The organism is Sulfitobacter sp. AS92, from assembly GCF_038900015.1.
Taxonomy (GTDB): Bacteria; Pseudomonadota; Alphaproteobacteria; order Rhodobacterales; family Rhodobacteraceae; genus Sulfitobacter.
This window is the reverse complement of sequence record NZ_JBBMQL010000001.1, coordinates 68,188-83,302: the sequence shown is the minus strand read 5'-3', so window position 1 is coordinate 83,302 and position 15,115 is coordinate 68,188. Positions and strand designations below refer to the sequence as shown.

Annotated in this window: 13 protein-coding genes; 6 read left to right on the top strand and 7 right to left on the bottom strand. The window is 59.1% G+C overall.

All coding sequences use genetic code 11. The features are described 5' to 3' along the window. Positions 1–28 precede the first annotated feature (28 nt). The 6 genes from msrA to ade all read right to left on the bottom strand — a co-directional run bounded on the left by msrA (position 29) and on the right by ade (position 5,796). Entirely contained in the window at positions 29–538 is a 510-nt protein-coding gene (gene msrA, locus WNY61_RS00400; protein WP_342849478.1) for a peptide-methionine (S)-S-oxide reductase MsrA, read from the bottom strand. Continuing rightward, a complete protein-coding gene (gene msrB / locus WNY61_RS00395; protein ID WP_007118567.1) occupies positions 535–984 on the bottom strand; it encodes a peptide-methionine (R)-S-oxide reductase MsrB in 450 nt (149 codons plus the stop codon). The genes msrA and msrB overlap by 4 nt, the downstream gene beginning before the upstream one ends. Before the next feature lie 79 nt (positions 985–1,063). After that, entirely contained in the window at positions 1,064–1,933 is an 870-nt protein-coding gene (locus tag WNY61_RS00390; RefSeq protein ID WP_342849476.1) for a DMT family transporter, read from the bottom strand. Positions 1,934–2,118: 185 nt separating this feature from the next. Beyond that, positions 2,119–2,406 (bottom strand): HU family DNA-binding protein, encoded by a 288-nt coding sequence (locus WNY61_RS00385; protein WP_007118569.1) that lies wholly within the window; start codon positions 2,404–2,406, stop codon positions 2,119–2,121. A 127-nt stretch (positions 2,407–2,533) separates the two neighbouring features. Continuing rightward, positions 2,534–3,997, bottom strand: a complete 1,464-nt coding sequence (locus tag WNY61_RS00380) for an AMP nucleosidase (RefSeq protein WP_342849475.1) — start codon at positions 3,995–3,997, stop codon at positions 2,534–2,536. Beyond that, on the bottom strand, positions 3,994–5,796 hold the full coding sequence (ade, locus tag WNY61_RS00375; protein ID WP_342849473.1) for an adenine deaminase: 1,803 nt from the start codon (positions 5,794–5,796) through the stop codon (positions 3,994–3,996). Before ade ends, WNY61_RS00380 begins: the two co-directional genes overlap by 4 nt. A 123-nt stretch (positions 5,797–5,919) precedes the next feature. On the opposite strand from ade, the gene WNY61_RS00370 reads away from it, so the two are divergent. Next, a complete protein-coding gene (locus WNY61_RS00370) occupies positions 5,920–7,164 on the top strand; it encodes a glycosyltransferase family 4 protein (RefSeq protein ID WP_342849472.1) in 1,245 nt (414 codons plus the stop codon). 6 nt (positions 7,165–7,170) lie between these two features. On the opposite strand, the gene WNY61_RS00365 is transcribed toward WNY61_RS00370, so the two are convergent. Further along, positions 7,171–8,289 (bottom strand): polysaccharide biosynthesis/export family protein, encoded by a 1,119-nt coding sequence (locus tag WNY61_RS00365; RefSeq protein WP_342849471.1) that lies wholly within the window; start codon positions 8,287–8,289, stop codon positions 7,171–7,173. 143 nt (positions 8,290–8,432) lie between these two features. On the opposite strand from WNY61_RS00365, the gene WNY61_RS00360 reads away from it, so the two are divergent. The 5 genes from WNY61_RS00360 to WNY61_RS00340 all read left to right on the top strand — a co-directional run bounded on the left by WNY61_RS00360 (position 8,433) and on the right by WNY61_RS00340 (position 15,092). Then, positions 8,433–9,326 carry an NAD(P)-dependent oxidoreductase gene (locus tag WNY61_RS00360; RefSeq protein ID WP_342849470.1) on the top strand — a complete coding sequence of 298 codons (894 nt, stop codon included), beginning with the start codon at positions 8,433–8,435 and terminating at the stop codon, positions 9,324–9,326. A 10-nt stretch (positions 9,327–9,336) separates the two neighbouring features. Next, a complete protein-coding gene (locus tag WNY61_RS00355) occupies positions 9,337–9,948 on the top strand; it encodes a sugar transferase (protein ID WP_342849469.1) in 612 nt (203 codons plus the stop codon). A gap of 244 nt (positions 9,949–10,192) precedes the next feature. Continuing rightward, positions 10,193–12,076: a nucleoside-diphosphate sugar epimerase/dehydratase gene (locus WNY61_RS00350; protein ID WP_342849468.1), complete on the top strand. Its 1,884-nt coding sequence runs from the start codon at positions 10,193–10,195 to the stop codon at positions 12,074–12,076. A 128-nt stretch (positions 12,077–12,204) separates the two neighbouring features. Continuing rightward, positions 12,205–14,397 (top strand): YjbH domain-containing protein, encoded by a 2,193-nt coding sequence (locus WNY61_RS00345; RefSeq protein ID WP_342849467.1) that lies wholly within the window; start codon positions 12,205–12,207, stop codon positions 14,395–14,397. Continuing rightward, positions 14,394–15,092, top strand: coding sequence for a YjbF family lipoprotein (locus tag WNY61_RS00340; protein WP_342849466.1), 699 nt, complete (start codon positions 14,394–14,396; stop codon positions 15,090–15,092). Before WNY61_RS00345 ends, WNY61_RS00340 begins: the two co-directional genes overlap by 4 nt. The last annotated feature ends 23 nt before the right edge of the window (positions 15,093–15,115 follow it).

The window sequence follows — 15,115 nt, the reverse complement described above, 5'->3', positions numbered from 1 at the left end:
CCCCGGCAAAGCGCCGGGGGCAGCAAGTTTATTCAGCCGCTTCACGTTTGGGCAGCACCCAATCCGCACGCGGGAAGTGGCAGGTATAACCGTTGGGCAGACGTTCCAGATAATCCTGATGCTCTGACTCTGCTTCCCAGAAATTACCGATCGGTTCGACTTCGGTTACCACTTTACCCGGCCACAGACCCGAAGCCTCAACGTCAGCTATGGTGTCTTCGGCAACCGCCTTTTGCTCATCATCGACATAGTAGATCGCCGAACGATAGCTCATGCCAACGTCATTGCCTTGGCGGTTGGTCGTGGTGGGGTCGTGGATCTGGAAGAAGAACTCCAGCAACTCGCGGTAAGAGGTCTTCTCGGGGTCAAAGGTGATCTCGATCCCTTCCGCATGGGTGCCGTGGTTGCGGTAGGTCGCATTGGGCACGTCGCCGCCTGTATACCCCACACGGGTTGAGACGACGCCAAGACGGCGACGGATCAAATCCTGCATGCCCCAGAAACAGCCACCGGCCAGTACTGCGCGTTCGGTTGTCATGTCACATTCTCCACTTGGTTAAGGTACTCGCCATAGCCTTCGGCTTCCATGTCATCGCGGTGGATGAAGCGTAGGGAGGCGGAGTTGATGCAATAGCGCAGTCCGCCCCGGTCCGGCGGGCCGTCGGGGAAGACGTGGCCAAGATGGCTGTCGCCGTGCTTGCTGCGCACTTCGGTGCGCACCATCCCGAGCGTGGCGTCTTGCAGCTCTTCCACATAGGCAGGCTCAATGGGCTTGGTGAAGCTCGGCCAGCCACAGCCGCTCTCATATTTGTCACCGCTGGCAAACAGTGGCTCGCCCGAGACGATGTCGACGTAAATGCCTGGCTCTTTGTTGCTCAGGTATTTGCCGGTTCCGGGGCGTTCAGTGCCGCTGCGCTGCGTGACGTGGAACTCTTCGGCGCTGAGGGCGTCGATCGCTGCGGTGGTTTTCTCGTAATGGGGCATGGCGTCCTCCAGTTATGGGCTTGGCCTATTAGATGGGGTGTGGCCGCGAAATTCAAAGGGTTTGAGGCTCACACTGGCGTTACGTCTTGCGCTGGCGAGAGACTTGGACGGCAAGGATGCCACCCGCGATGATCGCCACGCCAAGGATGTCACGGGGCCCGAGGGTTTCGCCCAGTAACAGAGCCGCAATGGCCACGCCGAAGAATGGGTTGAGGAAGTGGAAGGTCGCGGCGCGGGTGGCACCGATGCGGTTCACGAGCCAGAACCAAACGACGGTGGCGGCAAGGCCGGGGACGAGGCAGGTATAGGCGAAGGCCAGCGTTAGGCGCAGGCTGGGGTCGATGCGCGGCGTCTCGAACAGAAGGGTGGCGACGGAGAGCGCCACACAACCGACCAACATTTGCAAACCAACGACCATCAAAAAGTTGCCGCCTGATGTGGCACCGCGCACAAGCAGGGTTGCTGCGGTCAGGGCCACAACGCCAATGGCGCAGAGGATGAGGCCGTAAAGGTCAACCTGGCCGCCGAGCCGTGCGCCCATGATAATCGCCACGCCGACAACACCCGCCAGCAGCCCGGCCACGCCGATGGGGCGGAGTTTTTCACCCAGAAAGGCGAAAGCGGCGAAGCCTACGAGCAGCGGCATGGTTGAGGCGATGATCGCGGCGAGGGAGGCTTCGATCGTCTGCATGGCGATGAAGTTCAGCCCGAGGTAGACCGCGTTTTGCAACACACCAAAGATGATCGTCGCACGCCACTGAGCGGGTGTGAGGCGCCAGCTTTGGCCCAAGGCCAGCGCGATGCCGACGCCGATGAGACCCGAGATCAGGTAGCGTAGAGACAGTGCAAGAAGTGGGGAGGCGTCCATCACGATGATACGCGCCGAGGTGAAGGCCGAGGACCACATGACGGCAAAAGCCAGCCCCATGAGAATTGCGCGTATGTCCATGAAAATGCCCCCTGTTCTGAACTTGCTAAGCAATGGCTGGTTTGCGGGAGGAGGACAAGGTCGGTTTGGTGGGTTGTGGCAGGGGGCAGAAATACCCGACCCACGGGCAGTCGCTTGCCCTCAGCATCCCCAAACGAAAAAGGGCCGCCCGAGGGCGACCCTTTCGCAAACATTCAGCCAGCGGCTTACTCGTTTACGCTGTCCTTCAGCGCCTTCGCGATGGTCATCTTGACCACCTTGTCGGCGTCTTTCTTGAACTGCTCGCCGGTGGCGGGGTTGCGGACCATCCGCTCGGGGCGCTCACGGCAATAGATTTTGCCAACGCCCGGCAGGGTCACGGCACCGCCGGCGGACACTTCACGGGTGATCAGGTTGCAAACGGCGTCGAGCGCTGCGCCTGCGGATTTCTTGTCTGTGTCCATCTCTTCTGCCAGAGCGGCGACGAGCTGGGTCTTGGTCATCGGTTTTGCCATTTTATTCTCCTTAGACTGCCCGCTTTTTAGGGCCTCATGGCCGGAATGTAACGGTATGTTGTGGGATAACACAACGAATTGTGGCGCCCTAAACGTGAAAACATGCGATTTTCCGCTGTTTTTACCCCTACAGGAACGCAGTTTCGTCAAAGGAGCGCAATTTCCGGCTGTGGATCCGCTCTAGCGGCATACGCCGCAGCAGTTCCATGGCGCGAATGCCGATCATCAGATGGCGCGCAACTTGAGTTTTGTAGAAGTCCGAGGCCATGCCGGGCAGTTTCAACTCTCCATGCAGCGGTTTGTCTGACACACAAAGCAGCGTGCCATAGGGCACCCGGAAACGGTAGCCATTGGCGGCGATGGTGGCGCTTTCCATATCCAGCGCCACGGCGCGCGATTGGCTGAGACGCTGCACAGGGCCGCTCTGGTCGCGCAGCTCCCAGTTGCGGTTGTCGATGGTGGCGACGGTGCCGGTCCGCATGATGCGTTTCAGCTCGTAGCCTTCAAGCTGCGTGACCTGCGCCACCGATTGCTCTAGCGCGATCTGAATTTCGGCCAGCGCCGGGATCGGCACCCAGACGGGCAGATCGTCGTCGAGCACATGGTCTTCGCGCAGGTATCCATGCGCCAATACAAAGTCGCCCAGAGCCTGCGTATTGCGCAGCCCGGCACAGTGGCCGACCATCAGCCACGCATGGGGGCGCAGCACGGCGATGTGATCGGTCGCGGTTTTCGCGTTCGACGGGCCAACACCGATATTCACCAGCGTGATGCCCGACCCATCGGCCCGTTTCAGGTGATAGGTCGGCATCTGCGGGGTCTTCAGCGTTTCGGGCAGCGGCGCGTCGGGGTCGGTAATCTCAGCATTGCCGGTGGAGACGAAGGCGGTATAGCCGCTTTCAGGATCGCGCAGCATCTCGCGGGCGTATTGTTCGAATTCGGTCACATAGAACTGGTAGTTCGTGAACAGCACATGGGTTTGGAAATGCTCTGGGTCGGTGGCCGTGTAATGCGCCAGCCGCGCGAGGGAGTAATCGACCCGCTGGGCGGTGAAGGGCGCGAGCGGGCGCACATCGTCCACAGGCACATAGGTGCCGTTGACGATATCGTCGTTGGTGGTGCTAAGGTCTGGTACGTCAAAGACATCGCGCAGGGTGAAATCGGCGGCCCCTTCTTGGGGCACGTTCAGCGCATTATCACCCGACATGGCGAAATGCACCGGAATCGGCGTGGTCGACGGGCCAACGATTACCGGCTGGTCGTGGTTTTCAATCAGCAGGCCGATCTGCTGGATCAGATAGTTCCGAAAGAGATCAGGCCGGGTGATCGTCGCCGCGAAGGTGCCGGGCGAAGACACATGGCCGAAAGACAGCCGCGTATCGACATGGGCATAAGACGACGTACGAAACCGCAGTTCGGGATAAAAGGCACGCACGCGGGCATCTGGGGCCGAAGTCTCCATCGCCTTGGCAAATGCGTCATGCAGAAAGGTGGTCGCCTGCTGATAGAGTTCGGTCAGCCGGTCCACCGCAGCCGTCGCATCGCGGAAGCTTTCTGGGTTCGGGGTATCGGGCGTGAGGATCGTGGTCATGTTTGCGGCTCTAACAATGGAATAATTTCAAACTTCTGCACGTCGACCAGCCCAAGGTCCGAGATCCGCAGTTCAGGGATCACCACAAGGGCCAATAGCGAGTGCTGCATATAGGCGTTGTTCAGCTTGCAGCCACAGTCGACCATCGCTTGCACGAGGGCATCAGCATCGGCAGCAACCTGCGCCGCGGGGCGGTCGGACATCAGCCCGGCGATAGGCAAGGCGACCTGTGCCAGTTCGTCGCCGTCGCGGAAGATGGTAATGCCACCACCAACTTCGCGCAGGCGGTTCGCGGCCAGCGCCATCTGCTCGGCATCGGTACCGACGACAATCATATGATGGCTGTCATGCGCCACGGTGGAGGCCATCGCCATGCGGCCTTCATAGCCGAAGCCAGAGACGAAAGCGTTGGTCACGCTGCCGGTGGCGCTGTGGCGTTCGACCAGCGCGATCTGGCACACCTCGCCGGTTGCTTGCACGCGGCCTTCGGTGACAGGTAGTTCGAACTTCAACGCGCGTGTGGGGGCTTGGTTTTCGACCACGCCGATGACATTCGCGGTGACGGCATTGGCGCCTTCGGGGGCCGCGATGTCGAAATCATCGGCGGCCAGATCGCGCGCCATATTGACGGTGCTGCGGGCCATATCGGGCCAGTCGAAATGCGGGCAGTCGACAAGACATTTGCCGTCTTCCGCGACAATCGCGCCACGGGCAATGACCATCTCGACGGGCAGGGTCTTGAGGTCTGACGATAAGATCACATCGGCGCGGCGGCCCGGTGTTAGTGAACCAATCTCACGCTCCAACCCGAAATGCGTCGCGGTGTTGATCGTCGCCATTTGCAAGGCAATCAACGGATCACAGCCACAGTCGATGGCGTGGCGCACCACGCGGTTCATATGCCCCTCGTTCGTGATGGTGCCGGAGTGGCTGTCATCGGTACAGAGGATCATATTGCGCGAGTCGAGACCCTTTTCGGTGATCGCGGTGATTTGCGTTTTTACGTCATACCACGCCGAACCCAGCCGGATCATCGAACGCATCCCCTGCCGCATCCGCGCCACGGCGTCGGCTTCGCAGGTGCCTTCGTGGTCATCCGCCGGGCCACCGGCGACATAGGCGGCAAAGGCGGGGCCAAGATCGGGGGAAGCGTAATGCCCGCCCACGGTCTTGCCCGCCCGTTGGGTTGCCGCGATCTCGGCCAGCATCTGCGGATCGGCGTTGCTGACGCCCGGAAAGTTCATCATCTCGCCCAAGCCAATAATGCCGGGCCATGCCATCGCCTCGGCCACATCCTCGGCGCTGATCTCGAAACCCGTCGTTTCCAGCCCCGGTGCCGAAGGTGCGCAGGAGGGCATTTGCGTGAAAATATTGATCGGCTGCATCAGCGCTTCGTCATGCATCATCCGCACGCCGTTCAGCCCCAGCACATTTGCGATCTCATGCGGGTCGGTGAAGGCCGATGTCGTGCCATGCGGGATCACCGCGCGGGCGAATTCCGCGGGGGTAAGCATGGTCGATTCAATATGCATATGCCCGTCGCAGAGACCGGGGATCATATAGCGACCGTTCGCTTCGATGATCTGGGTGTTGTCGCCCCGGCAATGGCTGGCATCCGGCCCAACAAAGGCGATGCGCCCGGCAGCGATGGCGATGTCATGATCGGGCAGGCATTCGCGGGTGTGCACATTAACCCAGATGCCGCCCGTGATGATCGTGTCAGCAGCGCGCTGTCCGGCGGCGACATCGACCAATTGTGTGGCCACATCGGGCCAAGAGGGGAATGTTTTATCTGTCATGGCCAAAGGTGCCATAGGGGCGGGGGAGGTTCAAGCGGGCGGGCAGCATGAAAAGGCGCAGGATGTTGCCAGAGCGCGCCGCTTGCGGCTAACTGTGGGCCAAGGCAATGACGGGACTGTCGGATGAATTTTCTCTTTGTGCATCAGAACATGCCCGGTCAGTACCGGGAATTGGTGCAATGGTTGGCCAAAGCGGGCGGGCATCAGATCTATTTCCTCACCCAACGTCAAAACGCGCCGAAGCTGCCGGGGGTCGAAACCCGCGTCTACCGTCCGCATCACCGGCCCGACGCCAAAGCTTATGGCCTGTCCAGTGTTTGGGAAGATGCCGCAGGCAGTGGATTTGGGGCCGTCGCTGCCGCGCAGCAGATCGAAAAGAAAGAAGGCTTTCGTCCCGATATTATCATCGGCCACGTTGGTTGGGGGGAGCTTAGTTTCTTCAAGCAACTTTGGCCCGATGTGCCGATCATCGGCTATTTCGAATATTACTATAACATGACCGGCGGCATGGTGGGGTTTGACCCTGCCGAGAAAATCACGGCCCATGCGCCCTATCTGAACCACGCGCGCAACCTTGTGCCGCTGGCGAATATCGAAACCGTCGATCTTGGGCATTGCCCGACCTATTGGCAGCGCGACCGTTTTCCCGAAAGCTTTCACCGCAAGCTTTATGTCTGCCACGACGGTATCCGCACCGATCAACTGTTGCCGAATCCGAAGGTCAGCCTGCAGTTAGGCCGATTGGCGCATCCCGTCACGCGCGACGATGAGATCGTGACCTATGTGGCGCGCAATTTGGAGAAGACGCGGGGCTTTCACACGATGATGCGCGCCTTGCCGCGTATCCTGGCCGAGCGGCCCAAGGCGCGGGTGGTGATCGTCGGCGGCGATGACGTGTCCTACGGCAAGCAAAGCGACCATCCGGGCGGACTGCGGGGGGAAATGTCGGCGGAATTGGGTGATAGAGTTGATTGGGAGCGGGTGCATTTTGTCGGCAAAGTGCCTTACCCCGATTTCCAGAAACTCGTTCAGATCAGCCGCTGCCACATCTATCTGACAATGCCCTTTGTTCTTTCGTGGTCCCTGCTCGAAGCCATGTCGATGCAGGCAACGATCGTCGCATCGGATGTGGCCCCGGTCCGCGAAGCGGTGACCCATGGGGAGACCGGGCTGCTGGTGGATTTCTTTGACCCCGAAGCGCTGGCTGCTCAAGTGGTTGAGGTTCTGGCCAATCCGCAGGACCACGCGCATCTTGGCCCCGCGGCCCGAGCGCATGTGGTCGAAAACTACGATTTTCTGACACGCTGCCTGCCCGAGCACCTCGCGCGGATTAATGCGCTGGTGCCTGAGAGCAAGCGGCTCAGCTAACCCGGATCAATTGCCGAGATTTCCAGCCGCGTTTACAAGGCCAAACACCGATCCAACAAGACCGAGGATGGTGCGTGTGTCCGACAGCGGGCTTTCGGTCGCGAGTACCAAGTCGCCAGATTGAATATGGAAATTCCGCGCTGAGAAAAGCCCGTCAGAGGTGGTCAGATCCAATGTGAAGACCACCCGCGTGCGGCGTGGGCCGCGCACACCGGCGCTGACCGCGCTTGCCGGATATTCGCGCAAGATCAAAATGCCCTCTGGGTCGGCGCGGCTCTCGTTCACCCCGCCGATGATCGCCAGCGCATCCAAGGCCGAAACGTCGTCTCGGTTGAAAGGAAACTGCGCTTCGCGTCCAGCTGCACCCAACGACAAGAAATAGCGGCGATCTTTTTCAATGATAAGCTTGTCACCGCCGATCAGCCGGGTGTCGAGGCTTGGGTTCTCGTAAAGCCGGTTGATCGAGGTGGTATAGATATTGGCACCACGGACCAATTTGACCTGTGGATTTTCAATGCTGCTTTGCACCCCGCCGCCTGCGGAGATTGCCGCGAGGACCGAAAAGTTATTGTCCGGCATTAGGATGTTGCCGGGGGTATTCACGCCACCAACAAGGTCAATTGAGTTGCCACGGCCTTCGGTCATGGCCAGTTGGACCTGGGCCGAAGGGACAATCGTCTCAAGCCGTCGCTGAAGCAGTTGACGTGCTGAGTCAGGGGTTCGGCCGGACACCTGAATCTTGCCAATATAAGGCATGAAGATCGTCCCACTTTCAGAGACGCGAAGCCCTGGCAGTGTCGCCACCTGCTGCGCCGGCGACGTTAGCAGCGAGTTGTCGCCGCTGTCCCATACCAGTACGTCCAGCCGGTCGCCGGGACGGATTACTTGGGCGTTTGAACCTCGGCTGGCACCAATCCAGCCATGACGCGTCTCGCCGGTACGGGGCCATTGGGCAATGCTCGGCAAGAAAGCACGGGTGACCGGATAAACGGCAATATCCGCATCTGGCGCGGCCGCCTCTTCGGTGACCTCTTTTTGGATCGCCGCGCCGCGCGGCAGATTGCTACAAGCCGCGAGCGATAGTGCCATCAGGGCCGAGAGGAAAAGCTTGCTCAGGTGCTTCATAAGGTGCGCAATCGCTTTCTGGTGTTTCGCCGGTGAACCGGGGTACTTATGCCTATATGCAGCGTAAATTGGCGGGTTGCAAAGGATGTTGTACCCTTGGCCCCCATCCGAAAATCTAGTCCTACAGGATAATGACTGAACCCATGGCGTCAATGGTATCAAATGGCAGTGTGATTTCGAATGGTGCTTCGGAATTTGATGGGGTTCTGCTGCTCGGCGCGACAGGCCGTTTGGGCGGTATGTTGCGCCGTCATTGGCCCGTGCCGAAAATGCTGCGCAGCCAATCGCGACAGCCCCGTCCAGAATTTAGTCAATTTGACCTGCCAGCCATTGGGGAGCGGCCCTGTGATGCCGCTGTTGCTGCCGCCCAAGGGGCGCGGGCAATCATCTGTTTGGCGGGGGTGACCCCGGCGCGGGCGGCGGGGACTGGGGCCGCACTGCGTGATAACGTTGACCTCGCCCTCGCCGGATTGCAATTGGCGGAGGCTGCTGCTGTCCCCCGTTTTTTCGCGGTCTCATCAGCGGCGGTCTATGGCACGCGCCAAGGTTCGCTTAGCGAAGATGTGACCTGCACACCGCTCTCAGACTACGGTCGACAAAAATTTGCCATGGAGCAGGCGGTGCTTGAAGCGCATGCTGAAACGACCGTAACCGTGCTGCGGATTGGCAATGTCGCCGGGGCCGACGCGATCCTTGGCGGCTGGCACCCGGACATGCAGATTGATCAGTTCCCAGATGGCCGCACGCCAATCCGCAGCTATATTGGGCCGGTCACCTTGGCGCGCGTGTTGCATCAGCTTTGTATGGGGGGCGATCTGCCGCCGATTCTAAACATTGGGGCCCCCGGCGCGGTGCAGATGGGGGCGCTGCTTGATGCGGCGGGGTTGGATTGGCAGCCCAAACCGGCATCCGCCGCCGCCATTCCGGAAGTGCGGCTTGATACGAATGCACTTGAATGCCATTTCGATTTTGCGCCAGAAAATCAAACGCCCGTCGGGCTGGTAAGTGAATGGCAGCAGGATATGAACAAACAATGAAGACCCTTCTATGACGTGGCGCAAACGCATCTTCGATCTGTTCTTTGCGAGCCTGCTTCTCATCGTCGTTGCACCAATCCTGTTGGGGTTGCTGGTTTGGCTCTTGGTGAAAGAAGGGCGGCCTTTGTTCCATGTGGCTGAGCGGATGAAAACGCCTGAGCAGAGCTTTGACCTGTGGAAGCTGCGTACGATGACCGTGGTGGAGGAAGATCAAGGCGTGTCGGGCGGAAACAAAAGCGCGCGGATTACCCCCACCGGCGCATGGTTGCGGGCGCGGCGTTTGGATGAGTTTCCGCAGATTTGGAACATCCTGCGCGGCGATCTCAGCTTTGTAGGGCCCCGTCCACCGCTGCGCGAATATGTGGAACGTTTCCCCGATATCTATGCCGAAGTCCTAAAATGCCGACCCGGTGTCACCGGGCTGGCAACGATCCGTTTTCATAAACATGAAGAGCGGCTTCTTTCGCGCTGCGAAACACCGGAGGAGACGGATCGGGTCTATAGCCTTGTCTGCGTGCCACGCAAAGCCAAGCTTGATCTGATCTACCAACGCAACCAAAGCGCCTGTTACGACTTTGATCTGGTGTTTCAGACAGTTGGAAATTTGTTCAAGCGGGGATGACGCCACGGTAAGATTGCGGCGCTTCTTTAGTCACAAAAGTTAAAAATTGGTTTTTTTAAAGAAGTCATGGCAGTATGTGCTGCATAATTAAGCAGTTGTAGATTCGTAGGCATGTATATTGCACACAGCTGGTATTTTTCGTGCTTGATGCTATGCGTCAAGCGCTGCATGGACGGTAGATAATAGACGCTGCGCTCGGTTCGTTGTGCGCTTGAAGAAATAGTCGCAATTAGGGGAACAGCGCATGCTAAGCATTATCAAGTCGCTGACCAAACGGCAAAAGCGCGTGATCATGCTGACGCTGGACTCCCTCCTGATTGTTTTGGCAGCGATTTTCGCTTTAGCCGTGCGCGGACTGCCCGAACATTTCCTCGATACCTTGGTCAGCTATGCTCCGATTTTGCCGGCTACGCTGATTGCCGGAGTATTCGTTTCAATCCGGCTGGGTGTCTGTAGCACGCAGTTGAACGCTTATGAGACCGCAGCAGTCGGTAGTACGGCGATATTGGCGACCATCCTGTCTGCCGTTTCGCTCCTTACAGCGTCCCTATTGACGCTTGATTTTCCAATCGGCGTGCATTTCATGTTCGGGGCGATATTCTTCTCACTGGTGGTACTTTCGCGGGTGATCTTGCTGCACATTGTGCTGCAGATTTATCGCTTGGGTGACGCACGCTGTCGGGTATTGATCTACGGCGCGGGCACCACGGGCACGCAGCTGGTCTCAGCGCTACGTGGTCATGAATTTATTGAGCCGATTGCCTTCGTAGATGACAATATCGCCCTACAGGGCCTTAACGTTTCAAAACTTCCGGTTTATTCTCCATTGGGCATTGCTGAACTGGTCATCGAAAAGCAGATCGACCGCGTGCTGCTGGCCGTGCCCTCGCTAAGCACCCCGAAACAGGCGCAGATTGCCCGGCGTTTGGAAAAGCTGGGGATTGAAGTGCAGACCCTTCCTTCATTTGCCCAGCTGATCGGCGAAGAGGCCTTGGTCGACAAACTTTCGCCCGTGTCACCGCGCCGCTTCTTGAACCGGGATGAAATCGCCCCCCGGATCGGTGAGGGGGTGGCCAGCTATGCTGATAAGGTGGTTTTCGTCTCTGGCGCGGGCGGATCGATCGGGTCTGAACTCTGCCGTCAGGTGCTGCTTTGCCGCCCGACCAAGCTGGTGCTTTTTGAGCTGAGCGAGCTGGCGTTATATAACGCCGATATGGAAATCCGTCAGCTCGCTGAAGGCAGCGATATTGAAATCGTATCGGTTTTGGGCACCGTAACGGATACCCGACAACTGCGCAAAGTGTTGTCGCATCATAAGGTCAACGTGATTCTCCATGCAGCAGCCTATAAACATGTTCCACTGGTCGAGGCGAACCCGCTTTCGGGATTGGTGAACAATGTGCTAGGCACGCAGGCCTTGGCCGAACAGGCCGCCCGCGCGGGAGTTGAGCGCTTCATCTTCATCTCTACCGACAAGGCCGTGCGTCCGACGAATATCATGGGTGGGTCCAAGCGGCTTGCCGAACTCGTCATTCAGGATATGGCGCGGAAATATGGCGGTGAGGGCGGTGTTATCTTTTCCATGGTGCGCTTTGGCAATGTGCTGGGCTCTTCCGGGTCTGTCGTACCACTGTTTCAAGAGCAGGTCAGCCGTGGGGGACCATTGACTGTCACAGACCGTGGCGTGGCGCGGTACTTTATGACTGTCGAAGAGGCTGTGCGTCTGGTGTTGCAGGCCGGATCGTTGGCACAGGGGGGGGAGGTTTTTGTTTTGGACATGGGCAAACCTGTGCCTATCCTCAAGCTGGCGCGGCAGGTTATCGAAACTGCCGGATACACCGTGCGGGATGAAGACAACCCCGATGGCGATATCGAGATTGAGATCACCGGCCTGCGCCCCGGCGAAAAGATGACAGAAGAATTGACGCTGAGCGGTGTGCTCATCAATACGGCCCATCCGAAAATTTACTCAGCCCGAGAAAATGGGTTGAACGAACTTGAGATTGCGTCGGTTCTGCGGGATCTGCGCGAGGCTCTTGTCGCCAATGACGAGGGTCTTGCTCGTCAGGCGGTCTATCGCTGGGTCGAAGGCTTCGCTACACCAGAGGCGCTGAGGAAGTCCTCCTGACCGAGCTGCTACATGTCACGATATTGCCGCTGTTCTAAGATGCGCAAACGAGCATTAGGACAGAGATTGATTTGCAGTCCACGTCTATGCCAAATCAGCACAACACTAATGCAGGTGAGGGACGGCGCGTGGATCAGCGGACGAAAACGAGAACACGTAAGCTGCGCAATGGCCCTGTTGTACCTTTACTGGTGGCGGGGGTGGCACTGCCCGGCGTTGCGTTGGCCGACCCGACCTACCACATCTTTGAAACCCCCGACCGACCGTCGTTGAACTTCTACGGCTCGCCGGGCTTGATCGACATGCCCACCGCACATGCGCTGCCGGATGGGCAGATTGCGGTTGGCGTATCAAACTTTGCTGGGATGACACGGAACACGATCACCTTTCAGGCAACCCCACGCCTGTCGGCAAGTTTTCGGTATGTTGGGTTGCGTGATTGGAACGACGTGGTTCCTAGCAATTTTGACACCTACCGCGACCGCAGCTTTGATGTGCGCTACTTGCTGAAAACAGAAGATGACTTTTGGCCAGCGATCACCGTGGGGCTGCAGGACTTTGCAGGCACCGGAATCTATGCCGGGGAATATGTCGTCGCGACCAAGACATTTGACAACACGCTGTTGCCCGGCAGCGTCAAGGTTACAGGCGGTTTGGGCTGGGGCCGCTTGGGAAGTCACGGCAGCATCGGCACGCCTTTCGGGGGCAATCGTGGGGCGTTCGATGCGGGCGATACGGGGGGGGAACCCTCTTTTGATCAATGGTTCCGCGGAAATGCTGCACCCTTTGCTGGGGTTGAGTGGGCAGTTAACGACCGCTGGACCGTCAAGGCAGAATACAGTTCCGACGCCTATGAGACTGAAGATGCCTCGCGCGAAATTTTTACGCGCAAATCCCAGTTCAACTTCGGCACGGAGTACCAGTATTCTGACGGGCTGCGTTTGGGCGCCTATTACCTCTATGGGTCGGAATTCGGGGTGAATCTGCAATACCAGCTGAACCCTCGCAAGCCCCTTACCCCTGTCACAATCACCCCCGTAGCGCCGCTTAAAGTGCGCCCCAGCCGCGCCACGTCCTCGGCGGCTTGGGATACGCAGTGGGCTGCCAGCACCAACCAACAGCGCAGTTTGCGCGATCAGGTCAAAGAGGTGCTGGATGCCAGTGGCCTGACATTGGTGGCGCTGAAGCTCGATTCAGCGCGTGCCGAGCTGCGTTTGCGCAATGATCGCTATCAGGCACCTGCGGTCGCTGTGGGCCGGGGGGCGCGTGCCTTGGCTTGGGTGCTGCCTGCTTCGGTCGAAACATTCCGCATCGTGTTGGTCGAAGAAGGCTTGGCGCAATCGGCAGTAACAGTACGCCGCTCAGATCTTGAAGCCTTGGAGTTTGATCCGCAGGCGGCAGATGCGCTGTTGGCGGTCGTCGGCATCGGAGAGGCCGCACCCCGCTTGCCGGGCGCGATGAAAAATAACGATCTCTACCCTGATTTTGCCTGGTCAATCGGCCCCTATCTGTCGCCCAGCTATTTCGATCCCGACGAGCCGGTTCGCTTGGACGGCGGCGTTGAGGTTAAGGGCAGCTATCGCCCCGCGCCGGGATGGACCATTGCCGGCAGTTTGCAACACCGTCTGTTCGGCAATGTCGGCGACAAGACGACGCCCAGCAATTCGAGGCTGCCAACGGTCCGAACCGAAGGGCCGCGCTATGCGCGCGAGGGCGAGACGGTCATCGACACTGCCTATGTCAGCAAACAATGGGATGTGGGCAACGATCTGTATGCGCGGGTCTCGGCAGGCTATCTTGAGCGGATGTTCGGCGGCGTCTCGGCAGAGCTTTTGTGGAAGCCTGTCAGCAGCAATCTGGCACTTGGGATCGAAGCGAACTACGTCCAGCAGCGCGATTATGACGGCGGTCTGGGCTTTCTAGACTACAGCGTCGCGACCGGCCACGTCTCAGCCTATTACGAGTTTGGCGGCGGGTATCACGGCCAGCTGGACGTGGGCCGTTATCTGGCAGGCGATGTCGGTGCGACCGTGACCCTGACCCGCGAATTTGCCAATGGCTGGAAGGTGGGCGGCTTTTTCACCATTACAGATGTATCGGCAGAAGAATTTGGCGAAGGCTCCTTTGACAAAGGGATCAACCTGACCATTCCCGTCGGCTGGTTCTTAGGTGAGCCGGACAAGCGCAGCTTGTCTACCACGATCAGGCCCATTCAGCGCGACGGCGGGGCGCGACTTGAAGTGCCGGGTCGTCTTTATGAACAGGTGCGCAGCGGCCACCGTAACGCACTGGAAGATCAATGGTCGAGGGTCTGGGAATGAAGCATCTTGCAGCCGGCCTTCTTTTGATTGCCAGCCTCGCTTTGACCGCCTGTGCAGGCGGCGGACGCGAAGCAGAGCGCAGCCCGCTGATCAGTGGGGGCGGCACGTTGTTGAATATTCTCAAGGCCCGGACAGGGCCAGAGGCGCCGGTTAAGGGCAAGGTTACAGTGACGCGCGCATTGCTCGACAAGACCCCCGGCGCAGTGTTGCAAGTGGTGCCAGAAAGCACTGGCTTGCAGGACTTCCTGCAGCGGGTTGCTCAGCGAAGTGACGGCACACCGGGCACGGTCGAAGTCTGGCAGTCATCAGATCAAATTCAAGTCATCCTCCGCGAAGGCGTTTTGGTGGGCACCAAGGGGCTGGGGGGTGACATGCGCTCGGCCCAAGCTCAGACAGTGATCGCGGCGCGCGACGGGCAGGGCGGCGGGGGCGAAAGGCTGATCACGCTGGCGCGGCTGGATGGCACGGCGCAGGCGGTCCCCTTTGCTTGCGATGTGACACATCTGGGGCCTGAGACGATCCAAATCGTGGACCGCCGCCTATCGGCGCGCCATTTCCGCGAAAACTGCGCCTATGGCGATACGACCTTTAGCAATGACTATTGGGTTGAGACCGCCACGGGCAAAATACGCCGCTCACGGCAATGGGCCGGGCCGCAGTTTGGCTATATGGCGATTGACCTGCTGAAAGACTAAATTCACCGCTTGGTGCTTGTGAT